Annotated in this window: 27 protein-coding genes; 18 read left to right on the plus strand and 9 right to left on the minus strand. The window is 68.0% G+C overall.

Annotated elements, in window-relative coordinates; genetic code table 11:
• Positions 1-159: 159 nt before the first annotated feature.
• On the minus strand, positions 160-816 hold the full coding sequence (locus tag ACFYTQ_RS02940) for an SIMPL domain-containing protein (RefSeq protein WP_387356581.1): 657 nt from the start codon (positions 814-816) through the stop codon (positions 160-162).
• A gap of 129 nt (positions 817-945) precedes the next feature.
• Between ACFYTQ_RS02940 and dxs the strand changes: the two genes are divergently transcribed.
• The 5 genes from dxs (at position 946) to ACFYTQ_RS02965 (ending at position 6,383) form a co-directional block, all read left to right on the plus strand.
• Entirely contained in the window at positions 946-2,838 is a 1,893-nt protein-coding gene (gene dxs, locus ACFYTQ_RS02945; RefSeq protein WP_387356583.1) for a 1-deoxy-D-xylulose-5-phosphate synthase, read from the plus strand.
• A gap of 116 nt (positions 2,839-2,954) precedes the next feature.
• On the plus strand, positions 2,955-3,359 hold the full coding sequence (locus ACFYTQ_RS02950) for a hypothetical protein (RefSeq protein WP_387356585.1): 405 nt from the start codon (positions 2,955-2,957) through the stop codon (positions 3,357-3,359).
• 23 nt (positions 3,360-3,382) lie between these two features.
• Complete coding sequence (locus ACFYTQ_RS02955; RefSeq protein WP_387356587.1) at positions 3,383-4,072, plus strand: response regulator transcription factor; 690 nt, start codon at positions 3,383-3,385, stop codon at positions 4,070-4,072.
• Positions 4,069-5,559 carry an ATP-binding protein gene (locus ACFYTQ_RS02960; RefSeq protein WP_387356589.1) on the plus strand — a complete coding sequence of 497 codons (1,491 nt, stop codon included), beginning with the start codon at positions 4,069-4,071 and terminating at the stop codon, positions 5,557-5,559. The genes ACFYTQ_RS02955 and ACFYTQ_RS02960 overlap by 4 nt, the downstream gene beginning before the upstream one ends.
• 20 nt (positions 5,560-5,579) lie before the next feature.
• The gene (locus ACFYTQ_RS02965) at positions 5,580-6,383 is read left to right on the plus strand and encodes an enoyl-CoA hydratase (RefSeq protein ID WP_387356590.1); all 804 of its coding nucleotides are present in this window, start codon (positions 5,580-5,582) and stop codon (positions 6,381-6,383) included.
• Here ACFYTQ_RS02965 and ACFYTQ_RS02970 read toward each other — a convergent pair.
• Positions 6,380-7,477, minus strand: a complete 1,098-nt coding sequence (locus tag ACFYTQ_RS02970; RefSeq protein WP_387356591.1) for a helix-turn-helix domain-containing protein — start codon at positions 7,475-7,477, stop codon at positions 6,380-6,382. The two genes, ACFYTQ_RS02965 and ACFYTQ_RS02970, sit on opposite strands and share 4 nt — an antisense overlap.
• A gap of 56 nt (positions 7,478-7,533) precedes the next feature.
• On the opposite strand from ACFYTQ_RS02970, the gene ACFYTQ_RS02975 reads away from it, so the two are divergent.
• Positions 7,534-8,874 carry a hypothetical protein gene (locus ACFYTQ_RS02975; RefSeq protein ID WP_387356593.1) on the plus strand — a complete coding sequence of 447 codons (1,341 nt, stop codon included), beginning with the start codon at positions 7,534-7,536 and terminating at the stop codon, positions 8,872-8,874.
• 40 nt (positions 8,875-8,914) lie between these two features.
• The gene (locus tag ACFYTQ_RS02980) at positions 8,915-9,355 is read left to right on the plus strand and encodes a VOC family protein (protein ID WP_387356595.1); all 441 of its coding nucleotides are present in this window, start codon (positions 8,915-8,917) and stop codon (positions 9,353-9,355) included.
• A 176-nt stretch (positions 9,356-9,531) separates the two neighbouring features.
• On the opposite strand, the gene ACFYTQ_RS02985 is transcribed toward ACFYTQ_RS02980, so the two are convergent.
• On the minus strand, positions 9,532-10,269 hold the full coding sequence (locus tag ACFYTQ_RS02985; protein ID WP_387356597.1) for a TauD/TfdA family dioxygenase: 738 nt from the start codon (positions 10,267-10,269) through the stop codon (positions 9,532-9,534).
• 105 nt (positions 10,270-10,374) lie between these two features.
• Here ACFYTQ_RS02985 and ACFYTQ_RS02990 point away from each other — a divergent pair, with 105 nt between their 5' ends.
• The 3 genes from ACFYTQ_RS02990 (at position 10,375) to ACFYTQ_RS03000 (ending at position 13,236) form a co-directional block, all read left to right on the plus strand.
• Positions 10,375-10,800: an NUDIX domain-containing protein gene (locus ACFYTQ_RS02990; protein ID WP_387356598.1), complete on the plus strand. Its 426-nt coding sequence runs from the start codon at positions 10,375-10,377 to the stop codon at positions 10,798-10,800.
• 55 nt (positions 10,801-10,855) lie between these two features.
• Positions 10,856-11,992 carry a helix-turn-helix domain-containing protein gene (locus ACFYTQ_RS02995; RefSeq protein ID WP_387356599.1) on the plus strand — a complete coding sequence of 379 codons (1,137 nt, stop codon included), beginning with the start codon at positions 10,856-10,858 and terminating at the stop codon, positions 11,990-11,992.
• Between the two features lie 320 nt (positions 11,993-12,312).
• Positions 12,313-13,236 carry an SDR family NAD(P)-dependent oxidoreductase gene (locus ACFYTQ_RS03000; protein WP_387356601.1) on the plus strand — a complete coding sequence of 308 codons (924 nt, stop codon included), beginning with the start codon at positions 12,313-12,315 and terminating at the stop codon, positions 13,234-13,236.
• Here the strand turns inward: ACFYTQ_RS03000 and ACFYTQ_RS03005 are convergent.
• Positions 13,233-13,652 (minus strand): heme-binding protein, encoded by a 420-nt coding sequence (locus ACFYTQ_RS03005; protein WP_387356603.1) that lies wholly within the window; start codon positions 13,650-13,652, stop codon positions 13,233-13,235. The two genes, ACFYTQ_RS03000 and ACFYTQ_RS03005, sit on opposite strands and share 4 nt — an antisense overlap.
• Before the next feature lie 93 nt (positions 13,653-13,745).
• Between ACFYTQ_RS03005 and ACFYTQ_RS03010 the strand changes: the two genes are divergently transcribed.
• Both ACFYTQ_RS03010 and ACFYTQ_RS03015 read left to right on the plus strand, forming a co-directional pair.
• Positions 13,746-14,177, plus strand: coding sequence for a MarR family winged helix-turn-helix transcriptional regulator (locus ACFYTQ_RS03010; protein ID WP_387356605.1), 432 nt, complete (start codon positions 13,746-13,748; stop codon positions 14,175-14,177).
• Positions 14,178-14,283: 106 nt separating this feature from the next.
• A complete protein-coding gene (locus ACFYTQ_RS03015) occupies positions 14,284-14,622 on the plus strand; it encodes a hypothetical protein (protein ID WP_387356606.1) in 339 nt (112 codons plus the stop codon).
• 1 nt (position 14,623) lies between these two features.
• Here the strand turns inward: ACFYTQ_RS03015 and ACFYTQ_RS03020 are convergent, their stop codons facing one another.
• Both ACFYTQ_RS03020 and ACFYTQ_RS03025 read right to left on the minus strand, forming a co-directional pair.
• Positions 14,624-15,565 (minus strand): sigma-70 family RNA polymerase sigma factor, encoded by a 942-nt coding sequence (locus ACFYTQ_RS03020; RefSeq protein ID WP_387356607.1) that lies wholly within the window; start codon positions 15,563-15,565, stop codon positions 14,624-14,626.
• 10 nt (positions 15,566-15,575) lie between these two features.
• Complete coding sequence (locus ACFYTQ_RS03025; RefSeq protein ID WP_387356608.1) at positions 15,576-16,763, minus strand: NAD(P)/FAD-dependent oxidoreductase; 1,188 nt, start codon at positions 16,761-16,763, stop codon at positions 15,576-15,578.
• 111 nt (positions 16,764-16,874) lie between these two features.
• Between ACFYTQ_RS03025 and ACFYTQ_RS03030 the strand changes: the two genes are divergently transcribed.
• The 3 genes from ACFYTQ_RS03030 (at position 16,875) to ACFYTQ_RS03040 (ending at position 18,362) form a co-directional block, all read left to right on the plus strand.
• On the plus strand, positions 16,875-17,300 hold the full coding sequence (locus ACFYTQ_RS03030) for a VOC family protein (protein WP_387356610.1): 426 nt from the start codon (positions 16,875-16,877) through the stop codon (positions 17,298-17,300).
• A gap of 143 nt (positions 17,301-17,443) precedes the next feature.
• Positions 17,444-17,587: a hypothetical protein gene (locus tag ACFYTQ_RS03035; protein ID WP_387356611.1), complete on the plus strand. Its 144-nt coding sequence runs from the start codon at positions 17,444-17,446 to the stop codon at positions 17,585-17,587.
• Positions 17,588-17,951: 364 nt separating this feature from the next.
• Positions 17,952-18,362 carry a hypothetical protein gene (locus tag ACFYTQ_RS03040; RefSeq protein WP_387356613.1) on the plus strand — a complete coding sequence of 137 codons (411 nt, stop codon included), beginning with the start codon at positions 17,952-17,954 and terminating at the stop codon, positions 18,360-18,362.
• Positions 18,363-18,436: 74 nt separating this feature from the next.
• Here the strand turns inward: ACFYTQ_RS03040 and ACFYTQ_RS03045 are convergent, their stop codons facing one another.
• Positions 18,437-18,985 (minus strand): TetR/AcrR family transcriptional regulator, encoded by a 549-nt coding sequence (locus ACFYTQ_RS03045; RefSeq protein WP_387356614.1) that lies wholly within the window; start codon positions 18,983-18,985, stop codon positions 18,437-18,439.
• A 110-nt stretch (positions 18,986-19,095) separates the two neighbouring features.
• Here ACFYTQ_RS03045 and ACFYTQ_RS03050 point away from each other — a divergent pair, with 110 nt between their 5' ends.
• Together ACFYTQ_RS03050 and ACFYTQ_RS03055 are read left to right on the plus strand one after the other, a co-directional pair.
• A complete protein-coding gene (locus ACFYTQ_RS03050; protein ID WP_387356616.1) occupies positions 19,096-19,602 on the plus strand; it encodes a hypothetical protein in 507 nt (168 codons plus the stop codon).
• A gap of 85 nt (positions 19,603-19,687) precedes the next feature.
• Positions 19,688-20,116: a DUF6294 family protein gene (locus tag ACFYTQ_RS03055; RefSeq protein WP_387356617.1), complete on the plus strand. Its 429-nt coding sequence runs from the start codon at positions 19,688-19,690 to the stop codon at positions 20,114-20,116.
• 274 nt (positions 20,117-20,390) lie between these two features.
• Here the strand turns inward: ACFYTQ_RS03055 and ACFYTQ_RS03060 are convergent, their stop codons facing one another.
• Positions 20,391-21,659, minus strand: coding sequence for an HRDC domain-containing protein (locus ACFYTQ_RS03060; RefSeq protein ID WP_387356618.1), 1,269 nt, complete (start codon positions 21,657-21,659; stop codon positions 20,391-20,393).
• A 22-nt stretch (positions 21,660-21,681) separates the two neighbouring features.
• Complete coding sequence (locus tag ACFYTQ_RS03065; RefSeq protein ID WP_387356620.1) at positions 21,682-22,320, minus strand: DUF3000 domain-containing protein; 639 nt, start codon at positions 22,318-22,320, stop codon at positions 21,682-21,684.
• An 87-nt stretch (positions 22,321-22,407) separates the two neighbouring features.
• Between ACFYTQ_RS03065 and hemE the strand changes: the two genes are divergently transcribed.
• Positions 22,408-23,478, plus strand: a complete 1,071-nt coding sequence (gene hemE / locus ACFYTQ_RS03070; RefSeq protein ID WP_387356622.1) for a uroporphyrinogen decarboxylase — start codon at positions 22,408-22,410, stop codon at positions 23,476-23,478.
• The last annotated feature ends 2 nt before the right edge of the window (positions 23,479-23,480 follow it).

Below are 23,480 nucleotides of genomic sequence, written 5' to 3' on the forward strand. Positions count from 1 at the left end.
CCTTTATTCGAATCCGCACCCGTTGTGGGGCTATATAAGGGGTGCGGATCCAAATAAAGGGTGCGGCTGTACTGCCGAACCTGGGGACCCGAAGCGTTGGGGGAGGCCCCTATTGTATGAAGCCCGAGGCTCTCGGAAGGCCGTGTGGGGGAACCCAACTCACCTGAGCCGCCAAGTCACCTGAACGCTCGCGCTCACCTCACTCTCCCCATACTCGACCGGAACCGCCGACTCGACCTTGGCCGCCACGAACGCCACCGGCGACGGCGGAGGAGAGGCACCCCCACCCGACTCCGCGATCGACACCACACCCCCTACCCTCAGCCCCGCCCGCCCCGCGAACTGCTCGGCCTTGGCGAGCGCGTCGTCCCACGCCGCATCCCGCGCCCGAGCCAGCAACCCCTCCCGATCCGACACCGCGAGATCGAGCCCACCCAACCGAACATCGTCCCCACCCGCCTCCACCGCATGTCCGATCACCACCGCCGGATCCACCCCGGCATCCGTCCGCAACCCGATCGTCAGAGCCGTACTCGCCACATACCCCGTGATCCGCGACCCCCCACCCTCCACCCACGTCGTCTCCGTATGCACCGACAACCCCGTCGTCGCGATATCCGCCCCCGAAACCCCCTGCGCCCGCAACGCCTCCGTCACCGCCCCCGCCCGCTCCCCGGCATGCCGATACGCCAGAGCCACTGTGCTGGCCCGCGTTTCGACCGACACCGTCACCCGCATCCGGTCGGGAACCGCCGAAGCCCTCCCGTACCCCACGACGGTGACCGTCCCCGCACCCTCGGATCGCTCGTTCGCCACCACCCCTCCTTCCGTGTCGAGACTCACATAACGGACCGAAATCGCTGGTGCTTTCCGTTCCCGTCATCGTCACCCCGCACGGCTCCGTAGACTGTTCCAAACGACGAGCCATCCAGAGGAGCGATAGCGGTGGGAGTTCTATCCCGGGTCGATACGCCCGAGGACCTGCGCCGGCTGACGGTACCGGATCTGCGTGAGCTGGCGGAGGAGATCCGCGAGTTCCTGGTCCGCAAGGTCGCCGTGACGGGCGGACATCTGGGACCGAACCTCGGCGTGGTCGAACTGACCATCGCCCTGCATCGCGTCTTCGACTCGCCGACCGACCCGATCGTCTTCGACACCGGCCATCAGGCCTACGTCCACAAGATCCTCACCGGCCGCAAGGACGACTTCGAGCGCCTCCGCAAACAGGGCGGCCTGTCCGGCTACCCGAGCCGCTCGGAGAGCCCGCACGACTGGGTCGAATCCTCGCACGCCTCGGCCGCCCTCTCCTACGCCGACGGCCTCGCCAAGGCGTTCGCGCTCACCAAGCAGCGCCGCCACGTCGTCGCGGTCGTCGGCGACGGCGCCCTCACCGGCGGCATGTGCTGGGAGGCGTTGAACAACATCGCCGCCGGACCCGACCGCTCACTCATCGTGGTGGTCAACGACAACGGCCGCTCCTACTCGCCGACCATCGGCGGCCTCGCCGACCGCCTCACCGCGCTGCGCATGCAGCCCGCCTACGAACAGGCCCTCGACGCCACCAGACGTTTCGTGCAGAGCATCCCGCACGTCGGTGGTTCCGCGTATTCGATGCTGCACGCCGTCAAGACCGGTATCAAGGACGCCGTCGCCCCGCAGGAGCTGTTCAGCGACCTGGGCGTGAAGTACGTCGGCCCGGTCGACGGCCACGACATCGTCGCCCTCGAGGCGGCCCTGCGCCGCGCCAAGGACTTCGGCGGCCCGGTCATCGTGCACACCGTCACCCAGAAGGGCCGCGGCTACCGTCCCGCCGAGAATCACGAAGCCGACCAGATGCATTCGATCGGCGTCATCGACCCCGAGACCGGGGAACCCATGGGCGGCAAGACGATCGGCTGGACGTCGGTGTTCTCCGACGAACTCGTCCGCCAGGCCGAACAGCGCGACGACATCGTCGCCATCACCGCCGCCATGTCCGGCCCCACCGGCCTCGCCCCGTTCGGAAAACGCTTCCCGGACCGCATGTTCGACGTCGGCATCGCCGAACAGCACGCCATGACCTCCGCCGCCGGACTCGCGCTGGGCGGCCTGCACCCGGTCGTCGCGATCTACTCGACGTTCCTCAATCGCGCCTTCGACCAACTCCTCATGGACGTCTCGCTGCTGCACCTCCCGGTGACCCTGATCCTGGACCGCGCGGGCATCACCGGCGACGACGGCGCCAGCCACAACGGCATGTGGGACCTGTCGGTGCTCGGCATCGTCCCCGGCATCCGCGTCGCCGCCCCCCGCGACGCCGCCACCCTGCGCGAGGAATTGGCCGAGGCGCTCGCCGTGCAGGACGGCCCCACCGCCCTGCGTTTCCCGAAAGGCGCTGTCGCCGAGGACATCACACCCGTCGAACGCCTCGACGGCATCGATGTGCTGTGTATGCCCGAGGGCGCGTCCGCGCGCGCCGTACGCGGTGACGTCCTGCTGGTCGCCGTCGGCCCGTTCGCCCACACCGCCGTCCAGGTCGCGGGAACCCTTCAGCGCGAAGGGGTTTCGGTCACCGTGGTCGACCCGCGCTGGGTGCTGCCGGTGTCGGACACCATCGTCAAACTCGCCGAGAACTACCGCCTCGTCGTCACCGTCGAGGACGGCGGCCTGCACGGCGGCGTCGGCTGCACGGTGTCGGCGAAGCTGCGCGCCGCCGGGCTGGACGTCCCGACGCGCGATCTCGGTGTGCCGCAACAGTTCCTGGAGCACGCCTCGCGCGCCCAGATCCATCAGGACCTCGGCCTCACCGCCGAGGACATCGCCCGTCGCATCACGGGCTGGCTCGCCGGAAGCGCCTGAGCGTTTCTATCGATTCCCTAACCGTTCCCGAACGGTCTCCCAGCACTGCGCTCATACCGTCGTCGGTGTTCGACAGATCGGACGAGACATCGTCCCCGAGCGCAGGAGTCCGTGCCATGTCGTTGTTCACCGTTCGCCGCCTCACCGCCGGTCTCGCGGGCAGTGCCGCCATCGTCGCGCTGGCGCTGCCCGCCGCGGCGAGCGCCCAGCCCCCCGTGCCCGGCCCCCCGCCGGGCGGCGAGGTCGGCCCCGTCCCCGGCCCCCCGCCGATCGAGGTCGGCCCCGACGGCCAGCGCTACGCGATCGGCCCCGACGGTCAGCGGATCATCATCGGCCCCGACGGCCGGGGCGAGTTCGACGGCCCCGACGGTCGCCGCGTGATCATCATCGCCCCGGGGGAGGGCGCGCCCGGCGAGCCCGGACCCTGCGCGGCCGTACCCGGTGACGACCCCGCCACCATCCACATCGATCGCGACGACACCGACGCCGAGGGCCACCACATCATCATCTGCCACCGATAAACCCCCGCGGATATCGTCGAATCGTGACGAGCAGTCGAGTTCTCGTGGTCGACGACGACGCCCGCGTGCTCACCTCGGTGGCACGCGGGCTGCGGCTGTCGGGTTTCGAGGTGCACACCGCCGTGGACGGCACGACCGCGCTGGCCGCCATCGCCGCCGACGCCCCCGCCGCCATGGTCCTGGATCTGAATATGCCCGGCCTGGACGGAGTTCAGGTCGTCACCGCCCTGCGCGCCCTCGGCAACGACATCCCCATCTGCGTGCTCAGCGCGCGGTCGGAGGTCCTCGACCGGATCGGCGCGCTCGAGGCGGGCGCCGACGACTACCTGACCAAACCCTTCGACCTGGGCGAACTCGCCGCCCGCCTGCGCGCCCTGCTGCGCCGCGTCCCCGCCCCGGCCGCCGACCCCGGCCGCATCGTCGTCGGCCCGCTGACCATCCGGCCCGCCGCCCGCCGCGCCTACATCGACGATCGCCCCCTGGATCTCACCAAACGCGAATTCGACCTGCTGGCCGCCCTCGCCGCCGCCCCCGGCCAGGTCCTCAGCCGCACCCAACTCCTGAATCGCGTGTGGGGCTACGACTTTCGCACTCAGACCAAGGTCGTGGACGTCTTCGTCGCCTACCTCCGCCGCAAGATCGAGGCCACCGGCCACCCCCGCCTCATCCACACCGTCCGCGGCATCGGCTTCGTCCTGCGAGCGGAACCATGAAAACCTCTGTCTCCCTGCGCACTCGGGTCGCCTTCGCCAGCGCCACCGCCGCCACTCTCGTCGCCGCCGCCATGTGCGCGACCTTCTTCGCCCTCGCCCCCTCGGGCACCGAACACCAGGTCGACAAGGCCGTCCGCTCCCTGCGCATCACCGCCTTCACCCCCGGCGACCCCGATTCCCCCGCCCCACCACCGAATTCGAACTCCACTTCGCCCGCCAAGCCTCCCGGTCTGGATGCCACGCCCCCCGATCTCCCAAGTGCCCTGAATTCCCCTGGCCCCCAATCGGCTTCGGCAACCGCGTCGCCCACCGGGCCTGACGAGACGGTCCTCGGCTCCCCGAGCGGCCCGAAACTCGTTTCCCCGCAACCGGTTCCGCCGACCGCGCCGGATGCCTCCGCCCCGACTCCACCCCACCCACCCGCGGGCCGCTTCTTCTTCCTCACCCAACGCCCCGGCGACCCCGCCCCCGATACCCCCCTCACCTGGGACGTCCCCACCCAACTGGCCCCAGGCAACACCGTCCTCGTCGCCGCCAGCGTCCCGCAGCAGACCCTCGCTCAAACCGTAGCCGATCAGCGCACCCGCATCCTCGCCGTCGGCGCGGCCGCCATCGCCGTCGCGGCGGCCCTCGGCTGGTTCTTCGCTCACCGCGCCGTCCTCCCGCTGCGCCGCCTCACCGCCGCGACCGCGAACGTGGGAACCCGTCTGTCCCTGGACATTCCACCCACCCGAGGCACCACCGAGACCGCCGAACTCACCGCCGCCATGAACCGGATGCTCGACCGCATCGCCGCCGAACGCCGCCACACCGCCGATGCCCTCGCCGCCGCCCGCGACTTCGCCGCCACCTCGGCCCACGAACTGCGCACCCCGCTCACCTCCATGCGCACCGACCTACAGGTCCTGCGCACCATGGACCTCCCCGAACGCGACCGCCGCGAGATCCTCGACGACATCCTCACCACGCAACGCTCGGTCGAGGACACCCTGGTCGCCCTGGAACGCCTGGCCCTGGGCGAACTCACCACCGCCGACGATTTCGCCGAGGTCGATCTCGACGACCTCATCGATCAGATCGTCGAGGACGCCCACCGCACCCACCCTGGCGTCACCATCGAGGCCACCGTCCCCGAACCCCTGCGCCTGCGCGGCCTCGGCGCGGGCCTGCGCAGCATCCTCGAGAACGCCCTCACCAACTCCGTCCGCCACGGCCACGCCACCCGCGTCGACATCACCGCCCGCCGCGCCGGCGACCACATCGAACTCACCGTCGACGACAACGGCACCGGCGTCCCCGAGCCCGACCGCGACCGCCTCTTCGACCGCTTCACCCGCGGCGACACCACCGCCACGGGCAGCGGCCTCGGCCTCGCCCTGGTCGCCCAACAGGCCCGATTGCACGGCGGCACGGCACAACTCACCGACTCCCCGCACGGCGGCGCCCGACTGCGCGTCACCTTGCGAGACACCCCGGTAGATTTCTGAAACAGGTTACAGTTCGGTGCATGTCCTTCGTGCTCGTCGACAAACCGCGCCCCCAGATCGCCCTCGTCACCCTGAACCGTCCGGACCGCATGAACGCCATGGCGTTCGACGTCATGATCCCGCTGCGCGAGACCCTCGAATCCGTCGCCGCCGACAACGACGTCCGCGTGGTCGTACTAACCGGCGCGGGCCACGGCTTCTGCTCCGGCGCGGATCTGCAAGGGGCGGGCAAGGTTCCGAACATCGGCGGCCTCACCCGCACCACGATCGCCCGCCGCTCCATGGACCTGCTCAACGACGTCATGCTCACCCTGCGCCGCATGCATCAACCGGTCATCGCGGCGGTGAACGGCGCGGCCATCGGCGGCGGCCTGTGCCTGGCCATGGCCACCGACCTGCGAATCGCGGGCGCCGACGCCTACTTTCGCGCCGCGGGCATCAACAACGGCCTGACCTCCGCCGAACTCGGCCTCAGCTTCCTGCTGCCGCGCGCGGTCGGCTCCACCCGCGCGTTCGAGATCATGCTGTCCGGCCGCGACGTCGACGCCGCCGAGGCCGAACGCATCGGCCTCGTTTCCCGCACGGTCCCCACCGCCGAACTTCTCGACACCGCATACGAATTGGCCGACCGCATCATCGGCTACAGCCGCGTCGGCGTCGAATTGACCAAACGTATGCTTTGGAGCGGCCTCGAGGCGGGCTCCTACGAATCGCAGATGCAACACGAGGGCATGTCGCAGCTGTACGTGCGACTCACCACCGAGAATTTCGACGAGGCCATTCGCGCCCGCCGCGACCGCCGCCCACCCGTGTTCGAGGATTAACGCGGCCGATACTCGTCGGATATCGCGAGCAGCAATGCGGCGGAATCGCTTTCGCTCAACGCCACCCGCCGCAATTCCGCGAGCACGGCCCGGTACTTCTCGACCTCCGCCGCCCGCTCGAGATACAGTTCGCCCGTGTATTCCTCGATCGACACGATCGGCGGTTCCATCATCCGGGTCTGGCTCAGCATCGGAAACTCCAAGAGCGAGAACGACCCGACCAGCGACCCGATATGGCTGCGTGCGTTGAACGGAAGCACGCGGATCGACACATTCGATCGCTGCCCGATCTTCACGAGATGATGACGCTGTTCGTCCATCACCGCGAATCCGCCCCATTCCTCGCGAATCGCCGCCTCGGACACCATGATCTCGACCGCGAATGTCGGATCGTCGACGCGCCGTTGCCGTCGCACCTCCGCCTCGATGCGCGCCTCGATCCGCTCGGTGGGCAGGTGCGGGCACTCGGTCCACGCGATCGCGCGCCGGTAGTCGATGGTCCGGACGACCGACGGCAGCAGCACGACCTCCCACACCGTCAGCCGCGCCGCCGCGTTCTCCAGCATCGTGCGCGGATCGAAATCGTGAGGGCCGCGGTCGAGATGGGCCCGCCACCATCCGCCGCCGTATTTGGCCGTCGCGCGGACCTCCCGGGCCAATGCCAATATGGCACGGCGATTCTCGTCGGACACGCCGTAGTGATCGCACAACGTATTCATATAGAGATCATTGGCCGAACGCGCCGACAGCCCGTCCTCGATTCGTCCCATGGTTTGCGGGGAGATTCCCAGTATCCGCGCCGCCTGGCCCTGACTCACCTCCGCCTTCTTGCGCAACGCGTGCAATTGCCGACCCAACGCCCGGCGCGCGAGCGTAGAACCCTCTGCGACCATTCGTTTCCTCGCTCTCTCTCGGCTGCCATTGTTCGAAAGGGCCTCGGCACCCGGGGAACCGGGCGTAGTTCCGCCGCCGTTCTGCGGGGGCCGTAGTCGGTCCGGCGGCCCATCCTCGAAGGGACCGTGGAATGGCCGGGGTGCCGAGGCAACTCCAGGATGCCGGTAAGGGTCGGCGCGAGAAAACTGCCGAATCCGCACCAAAGTCGGCACAAGCCAGGTAATTTGGCGGTTCCACAGTTGGTCGCAGGGGAGAGATGGGCCACGACATGAATCTTGAATGGACACCGGAAGAGGTGCGTGCGCTGCGCGTCGCGATGCGCCAGAGCCCGCGAGAATTCGGCAAAACGGTGGCAGTGACCACACGAACGGTCACATACTGGGAGAGCGGCCGGACAAGCAACATCCAGGCCGCGAACAAGAGAAGCTTGGACGCGGCGTTGGAGAACGCTCCGTCACAAGTACAGCAACGTTTCCGGCGGGCCGTCTTCGGGACGGAGGCCAGCGATGACGTGGTCCGCGTGTCGGACGTACCCGCCGGTGAGGAGGTGGGCGACGTGCTGCGGCGCGAGTTCCTCATGAATGTGTCGGTTGCCGGTGTCGGGGCCGTGGTGGGCCTCGAAATGACAAGGCACAGTTTGAATCAGGCATTGGAAGCGGGGCCGGAGATCGATCTTGCGGATTGGTATCAGATCGTTCGGGACTACGGGTATCTGTCGCAGACGGAGGCTCCGGTTCGGCTGTACGAATTGCTGCGCACCGATCTGCTGAGTCTGCAAGCGGCTTTGACGGCCGCGTCGGACGCGGATCGGCGTCGGGAGCTGTACCGGATCGGAGCGTTCCTGAGCCAGACGATGGCGGAAGGCGTTCGAGATGTCGGTAAGGGACCCGAGGCCGGAAGATGGTGGCGCACAGCGCGTTACGCAGCGGACGCGTCGGGCGATCCGCACGCGATGCTCTGGGTGCGCGGTCGCGAGGCCATTTACGGCATGTACGACGGCCGTGCGCCCGAGCAGATCGTCGCCAGCGTCGACGCGACCGAGGAACTGATGGCGAGGGGGCCGGTCATCGGCTTGCCGAGCCTGCTCTCGGCCCGAGCCCAAGCGTACGGAATGCTCGGTCGAGCTCAGGAGGCGGAGGCGGATCTCGTCAAGTTGCGAGATGTCTTCGCGCAGTTGCCCAGTGAGGTGACCAACGACCAGGGTAATCACTGCTGGGCGCACGGGGAGGAAAGAGTCCGGTTCACCGAGAGCTACGTCTGGTCTCATCTCGGCAATGTCGAGGCCGCCGAGCAGGCCCAGAACGCCGCCTTGGCGTTGTACGAGGCCAGGCGGGTGCGTGCGATCGCTCAAATCGAGATACAACGCGCTTTGTGCATGGTGCAGAGCGGTGATTTCGATGGGGGAGCACGGTATGCGGCGACCGTGGTGAACGACCTTCCCGCCGAGCATCACACCTGGGGCTCGACCGGATTGAGCGAAAGCGTCCTGTCCGCCATCCCGGTCGAGGACCGAAACCGCCCAGCCGCAAAGGAATTGCGCGACGTCATCATCCGAACGGAGAACCTCAACCGCCAGAACCGGTCCGTCCTGTCCTGACCCCCGGAACCTGTCGCCCCCGCCCGCTACCATCCCGCGTATGCCCATCAAACTCGAGAACGTAGCCATCGCGGTCCGCGACCTCGACGCCGCGATCGCCTTCTTCACCGACCTCGGCCTCACGGTCCTCGGCCGCGACACCGTCAGCGGGGAGTGGGCCGACACCACCGTCGGCCTCGACGGCAACCACACCAAGATCGCCATGCTCCAAACCCCGGACGGCCAGGGCCGCGTCGAACTCTTCGAGTACATCCACCCCCCAGCCATCGAAACCGCCCCCACCCTCCCCAACGAGATCGGCATGCACCGCATCGCCTTCTCGGTAGACGACCTCGACAAATCCCTCGAAATAGCCGCCCGCCACAACTGCCACCCCCTCCGAGGCGTAGCCAACTACGAGAACATCTACAAACTCACCTACCTCCGAGGCCCCAGCGACATCCTCGTAATGCTCGCCCAAGACCTCACCCAAAACCCCTGACCCCCAACCCCTTTCGCCCCGACATCCCACCGCCGCCCGGGTCGCGCAACTTCACCCCCTACCCCCTGGCCTGGGATTCCGCAGCGCCCCGGCGAGCTGCCCGAGGGCGGGCACAATCAGCAGTTCGATCAGGTGCGATGTGACGTGATCCAGCAAAGGTCGACGCACATCGACATTCACGAAACCACCCCCAACACGCCGGGTGCCGTGAACCCCGACGGAATGGCGAACTCCGGGTGAGGGTTGAGGCTGAGTCGGTACATGACTCGTTCGCCGGTGAACGCTGCCCGTCCGTGCAACCACCGATGGTTGTGCAGTACATAGCCTTGCCCAGGCTCGAGGCTGAATCTGACGGTGTGGCGGTCGATCGCGGCGTCGAATGTCAGCAGCCATCGCCGGACCTCCGGCGAGTACTTGACCAGGTTGTCGCGGCGATAGCGGATTCGGATCCGCCCACCCTGCGCGTGCTCGAAAACAGAGCCCAAATGGCCCGAAGCGCCGCCGAACAACGCGGTTCGAGGTCGCGTGAGAGCTTGCACAGCATCGGGTTGAGTCCGCGCAAGGTCGTCGTACACCGCCCGTCCGTCGATTGCGATGCACTCGCCGCCCCTTGTGCTCTTGCGACCGCAGAGAACGAGCAACAGCGCTGGGGGTTCCAGCACTCCGGACCGGTCGGTGTGGGGCGGTAGGGATCCGGTGCCGAATCCCTCGAATCCGAGCTGCTGCGCGAGTCCCGCTCGGTGTCGCAACGCGGTGACGCCGTCATGGCCGCTGTCCCGGTGGGGGGACGATTTGCCCGAGGGACGCTCCCAACGCAACCATTTGCTCGCGTGTGCGAATTGTGTCGAATCTGTCCATCCCGTCAGTGGCGAGGGCTGTCGCCACCCGTGCCGCCCAATCCTGGTGTAGCTCAACCATCATGCCGAAACCGTGCGCTCGGCGCGTTCGCCGTGTCCACTGACGAACTGTCACCGCCAACCGCCCGGCCAGCGGCAGGGCGCGGTGCTAGCGTCGCGGGCATGACCTCCGGATACGTGCCGCACATGTACTCGATCTCGATCAAGGGCGTTGTCGTGCGGGACGGGCGCGTGCTGCTGCTGAAGAACGAGCGCGAAGAGTGGGAGTTGCCAGGCGGCAGAATCGAACCCGACGAAACACCGGAAGAGTGCGTGGCACGGGAGATCACCGAAGAGACACAGTGGCCGGTCACGACGGGGCCGATTCTCGACTCGTGGATCTACTACATCAACGAGGCCGAACGGCACGTATTCATCGTGACCTACGGCTGCTTTCCGGACACCGACGCTGAGCCGGTGCTCTCCCACGAGCACAAAGAGGTCGGTTTGTTCGCCGAGGACGAGGTAGCCGCGCTCAACATGCCCGAGGGCTACAAGCGGTCGATCATGACATGGTTCGCGCAACTGAGGGCAGCGGAAAGCGTCTAGGGGTGGACCAGTGGCCGACACCCGATCGTGGCCATCGGTCGTCCAGGCTTCCATCGTGACGTCCGCCGACTGGCTGTGGGCTTCCCCGGAAGCCTCCACCGCGATAGCGTCCAGGGACTTGTCCACGATCCTCCGGGCGTTCCGGCGCATAAACGGCATGAGCCAGGTGGCGCTGGCGGAATTGCTGGGCTACGACAAGTCGTACGTGTCCATGCTCGAGACGGGACGCCGAGCGATCAACGATGTCGGCACCCGTAGGCACATAGCCGCTCGCCTCTCACTGCCTGCTCATGTGCTCGGCGTGACCGACGTCGACGATGCCGAGTACCGGGCAATGCTCCAGTTCGGTGACAGCACCGTGCGTCTCGCCGAAATCGCCAGACAGGCCGGTCGGGCGGTCGAAGCGGTGAACGAACTATGGCCCTTGGTCGCGCGTCTCGAAGCGCGAGCGGCCGAAGGTCAGATGGAACGCGATAGCCTGGCACTACTCGCCCGAGCGCGCGTCGCGCTCGGAGTCTCACTCGGCACCGTGTTGCCCGAGGAGCGTCTGTCCTCCGCGGCACGATGGACCGGACTGGCAGTCGAAATAGCTGCCCGCCTTGATGATTCGAACTTCTACGCACATGCCCTTCGAATGCATGGGAATGAGTTGCGAAAGGCAGGCCATCCCGGCGCCGCGGTAGCCCGACTCGACCACTCCCTACAGTTGTCGAACGATCCAGCCGACCGAGGCAGTGCGCTCGCCTTCATCTGCCGAGCCGCAGGCGAACTCGGCGACGCTGAGCGATTCGACACCGCGCTGAGCGATTACCGGAACTTGCTCGACAAGAACACCGGCAGCGGCTTGCTGTTCCAGCCATTCACGCTGCGAGAGATCGCACTTCGTGGGCTCATGAGCACCGGACGGATCATGCGAGCGTGCAGCCTGGTCCACCGTCAGGCCGGGAGACCGCCCGCGCCACAGTGGTACATCATCGAACGGGTGACCACGGGCGAAATACTCGTGGAAAGCCGGAACGTCGAGGGCGCCGTCGACGCGTTCACCGACGCAATCGACTCCGCGGAACGTCATCGATTGCCCCATCAGATCCAGCGCGCCGTTCGCGCGAGCGTGAAAGCCGGACTGGTCGACGTAGCTGATGCCGGGCGGGCGGCTCTCGCGCGCAACCAGTCACGGCTCAGCGCGCGGTAGCCCAATCTGCGGACGGGGCCGCTGTTTCGAGCATCGGTGCGGCCTTGGAGACGAACCCGCCGCCCCGGCTCCAACGCGCAATTACACCCCCTGCCCGCGCCCCTGCTATGCGACTCCACCCGCCGCCGCCCGCCCCTGGCCCATGGCTTCGCCTGCCGCTGCCTCGATCCCCGATGCGCGACTTCACCCGCTGCGCTCTCCGTCCCTGACTCGGAATTCCCCAGCGCCCCGGCGAGCTGCCCGAAGGCCACGGCGTAGCCGACCCAGCGCCGCCAGCGCCGCGTAAGGCCCGCGCAAGAACCCCCTGCCACCGTGGGTTCATGACCTGGCACAACGGCCGACGCGCCGACGAGCGGACCTTTCTGGTGACCGGAGCCAGCGCGGGCATCGGCTACTTCGTCGCCGAGCAGCTCGCCGCCACCGGCGCGACCGTCGTCCTGGCCTGCCGCAACCCCGCCAAGGCCGACCTCGCGATGGCCACCATCCGCGCCCGCGTCCCGGCCGCGCGCCTGCGATCGGTCCCCTTGGATCTGGCGGACCTGTCCACCCTCCCCGCCACGGCCGACGCCCTGCCGGTCGACCGCCTCGACGCGATCGTCCTCAACGCCGGGATCCTCCTCGACGATCCCGAACGCCACACGACCCCCCAGGGGGACGAATCCATGTTCGCCACAAACCATCTCGCGCACTTCGCCCTGACCGCCCACCTGGCCCCGCGCCTCGCCCCGAACGGCCGCGTGGTCACCGTCGGCAGCTACGCCGCCCGCTCCGAACGCCTCGACCTCGCCGACCTGGACTCCGCACACGACTACCGCCCCAAACGCACCTACGCCCGCTCGAAACTGGCCCAGATGATCTTCGCCTTCGAACTGGACCGCCGCCTCCGCGCCCAAGGCTCCGACATCGCCAGCGTCGTCGCGCATCCCGGCGGCGCCCTCGACTCCCTCACCCCCTCCCGGCCCCCGCTGTTCACCCACCCCCGACGCCTCCGCGCCCTCCCCGCGGCCCTCGCCCTGCACGGCAAACACCAGGGCGCCGAAACCATCGTCCGAACCGTACTGGACCCGCACATCACCGGCGGACAACTCTGGGGCCCAAGGGTTCTCGGCCTCCGCGGCCACCCCCACCGAGAAACCCCGCACCCCCACGTGACCGACCCCGCCACCGCCGCCGCCCTCTGGACCGCCAGCGTCACCCGCACCGGCACGAACCCCTTCACGGCGGCATCGAGTCCCGAGCGCTAGCAGGACACACCCGATCGCAATGAAGCGAGACCGGCCTCGGCACACGCGTCGTCCTGTTCGGGCGAACCCCCACTGACCGCGATCGCGCCGACCACCGCCTCCCCGCGCCGAATCACCCGGGAACCGGCCCCCACCACGATCGGCGCCCCCGCAACCTCGTTCACCTGCGCGAACAGTCCGGGCCACGCCTGCTGCATCCGCAGCAACTCACTCCCGTCGCGCTGGAACAACGCGACCCCCGACGCCTTCGCCGGGGCGATCCGAGCCGACAGCGGCGGCGCACCATCCATCCGATCGACCACCACCACATGCCCGCCGCTGTCGACGACCGCGACCGTGACACGCGCGCCGAGCCGAGCGGCATGGTCCTGGACGTGGGCGCTCAAGGCCCGCGCCTGCTCCGAATTGATCGACATCCCTGCACCTTTCGAAACCACGTAAAAAAGCTTGGTCCGACCAAGAGTAACCGAATTCGTGGGTCCGGCCAAGAGATTGATTAGACTCCGGGCATGGAGCTGGACGACACACCCGCTCGCCTGCGGGACAAACCGACCTGGTTGATCAGCAAGACGGCCGCACGCGCACACCGCCTCATCGGCGAGGCCATGGCCGAGATCGACGGCCGCGCTTACCATTTCGCGATCCTCGCCGCCCTCGACGAATTCGGCCCCGCCAGCCAGACCCGAATCGGCCAACGCTGCGGGATCGACCAGAGCGATATGCACGCCATGCTCGCGGAACTCACCGACCAGGGCCACGTCTCCCGCGCCCCCGACCCCGCCGACCGCCGCCGCAACCTGATCACCCTCACCCGCTCCGGCCGCAAACGCCTCGAAAAACTGGACGCGTCCCTCACCGCCGTCCAGGCCGACCTCCTCGCCCCCCTGTCGGCCGCGGAACGAAAACGCCTCGCGGACTTGCTCATTCGCGTTCTCCGGTAGCCCGGCCACCCGAGGCCCGGGAAGTTCATCGGGCCACGGTCCAACTCGCCCTCACCCAGCGACGAAACATCGTATGGTAACCCCACCGCACCCGGTAAGGAGACAGATGAGCCCCACGGTAACCGACGACCAGATCAAGGCCCTGGCCGCGACAGCGAAGCCCTACACCCTGGTACTCCTGCACTGGACGCCCGAGCGAACAATGGACGGCGCCGACGCGATCGAACTCGAGCATCAGCGCCGCATGGTCTCCCTGCGCGCCGACGGCGTGATCGCCGTCCTCTGCCCGGTCGCCTCCGACTCCGTGGCAGGCGTCGCGATCCTGACCGTGCCCGCCGACGAGGCCACCGAGCTCATGGCCGCGGACCCCTGCGTGCGCGCGGGAATGATGCGCTGCGAGGTACACCCGTGCCACGGCTTCCCGGGCGACACCCTCCCCGCCTGACTCACCACGCTTCGATGATCGGCGAATCCGCCTCGGCCCCTTGCCATTCCCGATCCAGGCGCCCCAACCGGCGCCCATCGGCGATCCCGCACACCCCCGAAACCTTTCCGTCCCGAACCTCCAGCACGGTCACCCCCACGACCCGCCCACCGACAGCGAAAAGCAAAGCCGGACACCTGTTGACCACCGCCGCGTGAATCGACGGCGTCCCCCCGGCGAGCCTCCGCTTGCTCGGCGTCGGTGTGAATCCCGCCCGCACCGCCCCGGCCACGCGCTCGGGAGACCCGTACCGAATCAGTTTCCCGCCCGTCCGCAATCCGGCCCCATCGGACACACCGCTCGCGTCCTCGGTCAACAACGCCACCAGCCGCTCCGTCCGCCCCGACGCGGCGGCCTGAACGAACTCCTCGACAATCCGCCGCGCCGATTCCGCATCGACCTCGAAACTGTTCCGTGACAGCGAGATTCGCCGCCGAGCCCGATGCAGATGCTGCTGACTCGCGGCCTCGGTGATGTCCAGAATCCCGGCGATCTCGGCGTGACCGTACGAAAACGCCTCGCGCAGAACGTAAACCGCCCGCTCGACCGGTGACAGCCGCTCCATCATCACCAACACCGCCAGCGTCACCGACTCCCGTTGCTCGACGGTGTCCGCCGGACCGAGCATCGGATCCCCGTCCAGCAACGGCTCGGGCAGCCACGCCCCGACCGCGCGCTCATGCCGAGTCTTGGCCGCCCGCAACCGATCCAGCGCCAGATTGGTGACGACCTTGGTCAACCACGCCTCGGGCACCGCGACCTGTTCCCGGTCGGCGTCCTGCCACCGCAGGAACGCGTCCTGCACCGTGTCCTCGGCGTCGGCGGCCGACCCGAGCAGACGGTAGGCGAGCGCGGCCAGCCGATTCCGGCTGGCCTCGAATCGCGCCACGGTGGCGGTGTCCATGGCCGTCAATCTAGGCGGCCACGCCGAGCGACCGTTCCCGTGGTACGGCCGCCCGATACACCCGGCTCGGCATGCCACCCGTCGGATGCCCGACCGCCCACCCGCTCGACGCCACGATCGCCGCCTTGACCAGCGCCGCCGCCCGACCCCGCAGCGCCCCCGACCTGGCCCGCGCGTCCCCGTCGACGAGCTGGAAGATCCCGTCCCCGCGCCCGAGGCTGATGTGATTGCCGATGTAGCTCAACGCCGTTCGCTCGATCTCGCGCCCGGTGCGGTCCCCGATGATCGCGGCCGCCGCCTGCTTGCCCGTGAAACCCGCGGAAGCACAGGACATCGGCAACGGCAAACCGTTCTCGCCGACGACGAAAACGCTGTCACCAGCGGCGTACACATCCGGATGCGACACCGATCGCATCTGCCGATCGACAACGATCCGACCGTCGCCCGTCACCTCCAGCCCGCTGGCGGCGGCGATCGGATGCGCGGCGAATCCGGCCGTCCACACGACCGCGTCGGCGCGCAGCACGCCGCCGTCCGCGGCGACCGCGCCCGTGGGTTCGACCCGCTCGATCGTCGTGTGCTCGTGCACCTCGATATCGAACCGCTCGAACGCCCGCAGCAGATGCCGCCGCGCCTTCACCCCCAGCCAGCCGCCCACCTCGCCGCTGGTCGCGAGCCCGACCCGCAACCCCGGCCGCGCCTCGGCGATCTCGGTGGCCGTCTCGATCGCGGTCAGGTTCCCTCCGACCACCAGCACGTCCCCGTGCCCGCCCAACTCGTCCAGCCGCGTCCGCAGCGCCAGGGCCGAGGGCCGCGCGGCCACGTGGAACGCGTGCGCGGCGACACCCGGAACCCCGTGCTCGGCGACGGTACTGCCGAGCGTGTACAGCAATGTGTCGTACCCGAGCCGACCGACGCCCTCCCCGTCGACAACGGTGACGGTCCGCCGCTCGACATCGATCTCCGTCACCCGCGCCACCCGCACCCGAATCCCGGTGCCGCCGAACACCTTCGCCAACGGCCGATGCGGAATCCGATGCCCGGCGGCCAGCTGATGCAACCGCATCCGCTCGACGAAATCCGCCTCGGCATTGACAACGGTGATCTCGAAATCGTCCGAATGAAGCTTGCGAGCCAGGTACCCCGCGGTGAAGGCCCCGGCATACCCGGCCCCGAGAACAACGATCCGATGCTGCATGTTTCGCTCCTGTCTGGTTCGCGTGCTCCTTGAACGAGACAGCCCCCGAATTCCTGACAGCCCCGACCGTGACATGGCTCACTCGTACCGGCGCCCGAGATCGTGATATGTATGCCCTACGAAAGCCCCGGCACGTCGCCGCGGCCCGAACAGCACGGGGGAGCCATGGCCGCGATAGCGAAATTCGGTGCGATAGCCCTCGACAGCCGAGACCCACGCCGCCTCGCCGAGTTCTACCGAGCCCTCCTGGACTTCGAAATCCGTTACGAGTCAGACGAACTCGTCGCCCTCCAAGGCGCGGCCATCTTCCTCACCATAGAACACGTCGCCGACCACGAACCCCCCGACTGGCCCGACAACAAAATCCCCAAACAAATGCACCTCGACCTCTTCGTCCCCGACCTCGACGAAGCCGAACAAGCCGCAATAGCCTGCGGCGCAACCAAACCCGCCTTCCAACCCTCCCCCTCCCGCTGGCGCGTCCTCCTCGACCCATCGGGCCACCCCTTCTGCCTCACGGTCCCGCCGACCGCCTGACACCCGACGAACCCACCCGCGTCCCGAATCGCCAAAAGCCTTTGTCCCGCAGGGCATCTCTCGTTCCGAACAAGGACCCCTCACCGGTGGTGTACTGTCGAACCATCGAGACCGCCGAGGTCTCGCAAACAAAGGACGTCCCCTTGTCGGACAAATCTCCGCGCAGCACGATGTCGAAAAAGCCGGGTAAAACCATCAAGCAGAAGCGAGCGGAGAAGAAGGCCAAGTCGGCCACCGCCCGATCGAACGTCGAGGCCCTGGAGAGCAGGGACAAGAAGCGCAGGTAGAGCGCTCGCCAAACCGCAACCCGCCCACACCGATATCACCCGGTATAGGGCGGGTAACCCCACTCCTCGGCCGTCAAATAGGGATCGTCGTGCCAAGGGTCGCCGTACTTCTCATACGGATTTCCCAGCGAGTCCAGCCTCTTTCATCCGAAGAAGTATTCCGTTGTGCCCCAAGCTGATGCGCCGAATCCCCTCCTCGATCGACACATTCCACGGCTCCCACGCCCGTGGTCGGATGCCCGCTACCTCTCGAGGACCACCGCACGCTCCACGGAATCATCCACGCGCGCGACCTCGGACCGATACCCGTCCCCTCCCCTCCAGGCAACGATGGCTCTATCAGAGCAAGCGCCCAGGAGGAACAGTGACGGCCACCAAATCCGGAACCTACATCGGTGCCACAGCCGCGGAACTCCGCGACAAGAACACCCCCGACAAGGCGGCGGCCCTCGTCAGCCAGAAGGCCCTGTTCCACCGCCGCGGCAAGATCGTCCTCGACCCCCACACCCTCCTGTTGTCGGCCTGGAACGATTCCGGCGACCTGCTCCTGCGCCCCACCGACATCACCGCGATCGAGCGAAAGTTCACCGACCACTACGGCCGCTTCGTCGGCGGCCTCCTCAACTCCGGCAAGCCTTTGATCCTGCACACCGTCCCGGTCGGCGAGATCTACCTCCTCATCGACCGTAACGAATTCCTCGAAACCACCCGAAACAAGACCTGGGCCGAAGCCCTCCTCGACTGGCAGGCCACCGGCACGTCACATACGAATTGAACTGTGCCGCAACGACTTCCGACTAGCGCGATTCGATACGTGAGCACGCGACAGCCTGGCGATCGCGACCGACCTCAGCCCAGAATCAACCGCGTCGCAGTCTCGACGATATCGGCCCGAGTACCCGTGCTGTGATCGGCGGCGATCAGATAATTAGCGATGACCAAGGAGAAGGCAAGCATGCTCCGGGCCTCCACATCGCGCGGGTCGTCGCTGATCGTGCCGATGAGATCGCGCAGATAGTCCATGCGGCGGTTGTCGACCCTGCGGAGCCGCTCGGCGACCGCCGGATCGCGCCGCGCCCATTCCCGCACGGCGAGATCGAGGGGGAGTAGCTCTCTGGAGAAGGTCAGCCTGCCCGCACTGCGCACCTTGCTCTCGGCGTCGCCGCCCTCCCGCTCGACGCGCTGCCTGACCTCGTCGATGCTGCGATGCTCCCACGTGTCGAGGACGGCATCGAGCAACTCCTGACGGCTGTCGAACTGCCGATAGAACCCGCCCCTGGTCACACCCAGCTGCGCCGCGAGGGTTTCCACGCGCACGGCATCCGGCCCCGACTCGGACAGGATCGCCATGGCGGCGTCGATCCAGGCGTGACGGGGATTCCGCACCGGTGGGGCCATCGGTAGTCGACCAATCTCGTGGGGTTCGAAGTACTGCCCATCATAGATGCAGTACAGTACTGTATCTATGGCGGGGTCGATCTCGTCCCGCCGATCGGAAAGGAATCCCCATGCCGCGCAACGGAATCGCAGAGCCGGACGTCGACCTCGAGCCGTCGCCGAGGATCGAGGCCCTCGACATCACCCCCGAGATCCTCGCCCGCAGCACGCTGCCCGACATCCAGCACACCGACGCCCACCTGCTCCACATCGACCGTGCCGCCGACCGCTCGGCCGAGCAGTGGGCACGCGCGATCATGGAGGAGGTGCCCGCCGAGGTCCGTACGACGCTCGAGCGCGCCTGGCAGTCCATCGCCCTGCGCCTGACCCCCGGCGCCCCGCGTACCGTCGCGGGCTGGTCGATCGCACACTCCGGTACGGACTACGTCCTGCTCCAGGCGGAATCCGCCCTCGATTTCGAAGGCCAACTCCTGTTCGAGCGCCGCGAAAACACCGTTCTCCTGGCGACTTTCGTCCGCTATCGCGACCCGGCCGCGTCAACGGTCTGGGAACGCGCCCTGCCGTCCCACCTGGGGTTCGTGCGGGCGTTGCTGGAGCGGGTCGCCCAGTTTGAGTAGCGGTATTGAGTAGATCGGCGGATTCGGGCACCCGCGTGCGGCCGATACCGTGATCGGAATCCAAACGGCTACAGGAGGTTTCGCGATGATCACGGAAATGATGCGCAGGCTGGCGGCGGTGGCCGCGCTCGGCATGCTCGGGGTGACCGCGTCGATGGGCGTCGCTCGAGCCGATGAAACCAGCTTCACTTGGGACACGATCCACCGCGGTGACTGCCGGATGTACGGTGCGACCTGGACGATCCACTCCGACGGCACGGCGACGTTCGACGGCAACCTGCTGTCCTCCACCGGCGGCGACGCCTGGCTCATGCACGCCGAACTGTTCGACCACGACGACGCCTACCTGGCCAACCTGACCGTCGACGGCCCACCCGCCGACCCGGGCGATATCGGCAAATTCGTCATGAACCTACAGTTCGCCCACCGTGACACCCACTGGATCACCTACGGCAAATACGACCGCAACCTCTACCCGCTGATCGGCTCGATGAAGCTGCGATCGGACTGCTGACGGGCGCTCCCGCGCACACCGGCGATCCTCCCGTCCCGGATCCCCAGAACCGTGACGCCCACAACCCGATCGCCGACCACGAAGACCAGAGCCGGGCAATGACGCCACCGGCGTCCGGGACTCGCACCCGACGGGAAACCGGGCCTATACGAGTCGCCAGCGGTCCATGCGGTCGGCCCTCGAACCGACCGCGAGCAAGCGCCGACTCGCCGGGGCACGCCGTCGGTGCACGCAGGGGTGGTCTCATCGACCGGGCAGGCACCAACCCCCCCAACTACCCCGGAAACAACGCCCCCACCAACACCGGCACCACCAACCCCCGCTGCCACCCCCGAGCCCCACCCGCCTTCAAGAACTCATCGATCTCCCACCCCGGATCCTCCGGCCGCACCCCACTCCGATACGCCCCCAACCCATCCCAACACAACCGCCGCAACAAATCCGGCGTCAACAGATTCTCCACCGGCACCGAATACCGAGCAGACAACTCGCCCATAGCCGCCCGAGCCGCAGCCAGTCGCGCCGCCGCCGCCGGATCCCGCCGCTCCCACCGATTCACCGGCGGCGGACCGTCATACGGCTGGCTCAGCGTCGGCAACTCCGAATCAGTAAGCGCCCGGGCCCGTTCCACCGCACCCAGCCAGTCCCGTGAATACCGCCGCTGCCGCGGCCCACCGAACACCGGCAACGCCCGCAACTGCCCGATAGACTTGGGATCGGTCTCCGCCGCCGCGATGATCGCCGAATCGGGAAGGATCCGCGCCGGAGCCACATCCCGGCTGCGCGCCAATTGATCTCGCGTGGTCCACAATTCGCGCACGATCGCCAATTGCCGCGCCCGGCGCAAGGTATGGATCCCCGACGTGCGCCGCCACCGCTCCGCCCGCGGCGGACCCGGCTCGAGCGTGCGCACATGTTCGAATTCCTCTGCCGCCCAAGCGGATTTGCCCTGCTCCTCCAGCGATTCGGCGACCGCCTCGCGCAGTTCCAGCAACAGCTCCACATCGAGCGCGGCGTAATTGAGCCACTCGGCGGGCAACGGACGCGTCGACCAGTCGGCCGCGCCGTGCCCCTTGCGTAACTCGCGACCCAATAGTCGCTCAACCATCGCCGCGAGCCCGACCCGCTCGAAACCGGCCAGCCGCCCGCCCAACTCGGTGTCGAACAGCCGCGCGGGTCGCAGGCCCAGCTCGGCCAGGCCGGGCAGATCCTGATCGGCCGAGTGCAGCACCCACTCCAGGTCGTTGATCACCTCCGCGAGGGGAGCGAGATCCTCGTCCACGGGGATGGGGTCGATGAGCACCGTGCCCGAACCCTTGCGCCGCAATTGGATCAGATAGGCGCGATTGGAATAGCGGAATCCCGAGGCGCGCTCGGCGTCCACCGCGAGCGGACCGTCACCGGCGGCCAGCCGGGCGGCGGCGTCGGCGATATCGGCCGCGGTATCCAATACCGGTGGCACGCCCTCGGCGGGTGTCAGCAGGGGAACCGCGGTCGCATTCCCCCCGACCCCACCCGGGAAATTCTCGGACTCGTCGGGCATAGCCCAGAACTTTACGTTGCGGTCAGAACCGGTCGTCGGCAATCTGCGGACCCGGCCGCAAATGCGTTATGCCCGCCGGGGGCAATCCCGCCGCATAGGCCAGCACTTCGCAGAAAGCCTCGACGTGCGGTCCGAGCTCGGTCGAGCCCACCGTCCAGGAGGCACGCAGTTCGAGCTGATACGCGCGCGGCGGTCCGGCGATGTCGCCGTAGCGGACCGAACTGGTGGACGTCACCGTCCCACCCAACGCCGTGAACTGCTCGTTCCGCGATTCCAGGGCATCGACCAGCCAACTCCACGCGACCTCGGGGAGCAGCGGATCACCGGCGAGAGCGGCATCGATATCGGCCTGAATGTAGGCCACCAGCCGGAAAACCCCGTGCCACGCCTCCTGCCCGTTCGGATCGTGCAGCAGGATCAGCCGGCCGAAGGCGTCGCCCTCCGAATCGACCGGAATAACATTCGTGTCGGGATGTTTGACCTCCGCTCCGATGGCGTATGAATAGGGAGCCAGGCGTTGCGGCGGCCGGATCGGTGCGAGCTCGATCCGGGGATGCACGGAGGCGGTGCCCATCGCATCGACCGCCGCGCGAAACTGGGCGGGTTCGCTGTCCGGTCCCGGAGTCGGTGCGGCGCCGTCGCGGAAGTCGAGCGGTGTCACGTCTGCGAACTTAAACCCGAACGGCGTCCCTCGGTCGGAGGCGCGCGGTTGAAGGTTGATGAATCTGGGTTCGCGGCACCACATACGATGGCGATGATGAGCACACCTACCCGCCGCCGGTTGTCCGATGCGCCCTTCCTCGCCGCCGCCACGGGCGCCCGGCCGACGCGGCGTCCCGTCTGGTTCATGCGGCAGGCCGGGCGGTCGCTGCCGGAATATCGGGAGGTGCGGGCCGGGATCGGGATGCTCGAGTCCTGCTTCGATCCCGAACTGGTCTGCGAGATCACGCTGCAACCGATCCGTCGGCACGGCGTGGACGCGGCGATCCTGTACTCCGACATCGTGGTTCCGCTCAAGGCCGCGGGCGTCGATCTCGACATCGTGCCCGGCGTGGGTCCGGTCATCGCCCAGCCCGTGCGCACCCCCGACGCCGTGCGCGCCCTGCCGCGGCTGCGACACGAGGAGGTCGGCGCGGTCGCCGAGGCCGTGCGGCTGCTGGTGGACGAACTGGGCGACACGCCGCTCATCGGATTCGCCGGAGCGCCCTTCACTCTCGCGTCCTACCTGGTCGAGGGCGGCCCGAGCAAACATCACGAGCGCACCAAGGCGATGATGCTCGGCGACCCCACCACCTGGCACGCGCTGCTCGGCGCGCTCACCGACATCACCATCGAATTCCTGCGCGCCCAACTCGCCGCCGGGGTGGACGCGATCCAGCTGTTCGACTCCTGGGCCGGCGCCCTGTCGCTGGCGCAGTACCGCGAGTACGTGCTGCCGCATTCGGAGCGGGTGTTCGCCGAACTGGCCGAGGCCGGCGTGCCGCGCATCCACTTCGGCGTCGGCACGGGGGAGTTGCTCGGCGCGATGGGGGAGGCGGGCGCCGATGTGGTCGGCGTCGACTGGCGAATTCCGCTGCCCGAGGCCGCGCGCCGCGTCGGGCCCGGAAAGGCGTTGCAGGGCAACCTCGATCCGGCCGCCCTGTTCGCGGGCACCGCGGTGGTCGAACGCGAGGTGCGGCGGATCGCCGACGAGGCCGACGAGGCCCTGGCCCTCGGCGCTGCCGGGCACATCTTCAACCTCGGGCACGGGGTGATGCCCGACACCGACCCCGGGGTGCTCACGGCCACGGTCGAATTCATCCACGGTCTGTCGGTGTAGCC

The sequence above is a fragment of the Nocardia sp. NPDC004068 genome, from assembly GCF_042874315.1.
Classification (GTDB): Bacteria; Actinomycetota; Actinomycetes; order Mycobacteriales; family Mycobacteriaceae; genus Nocardia.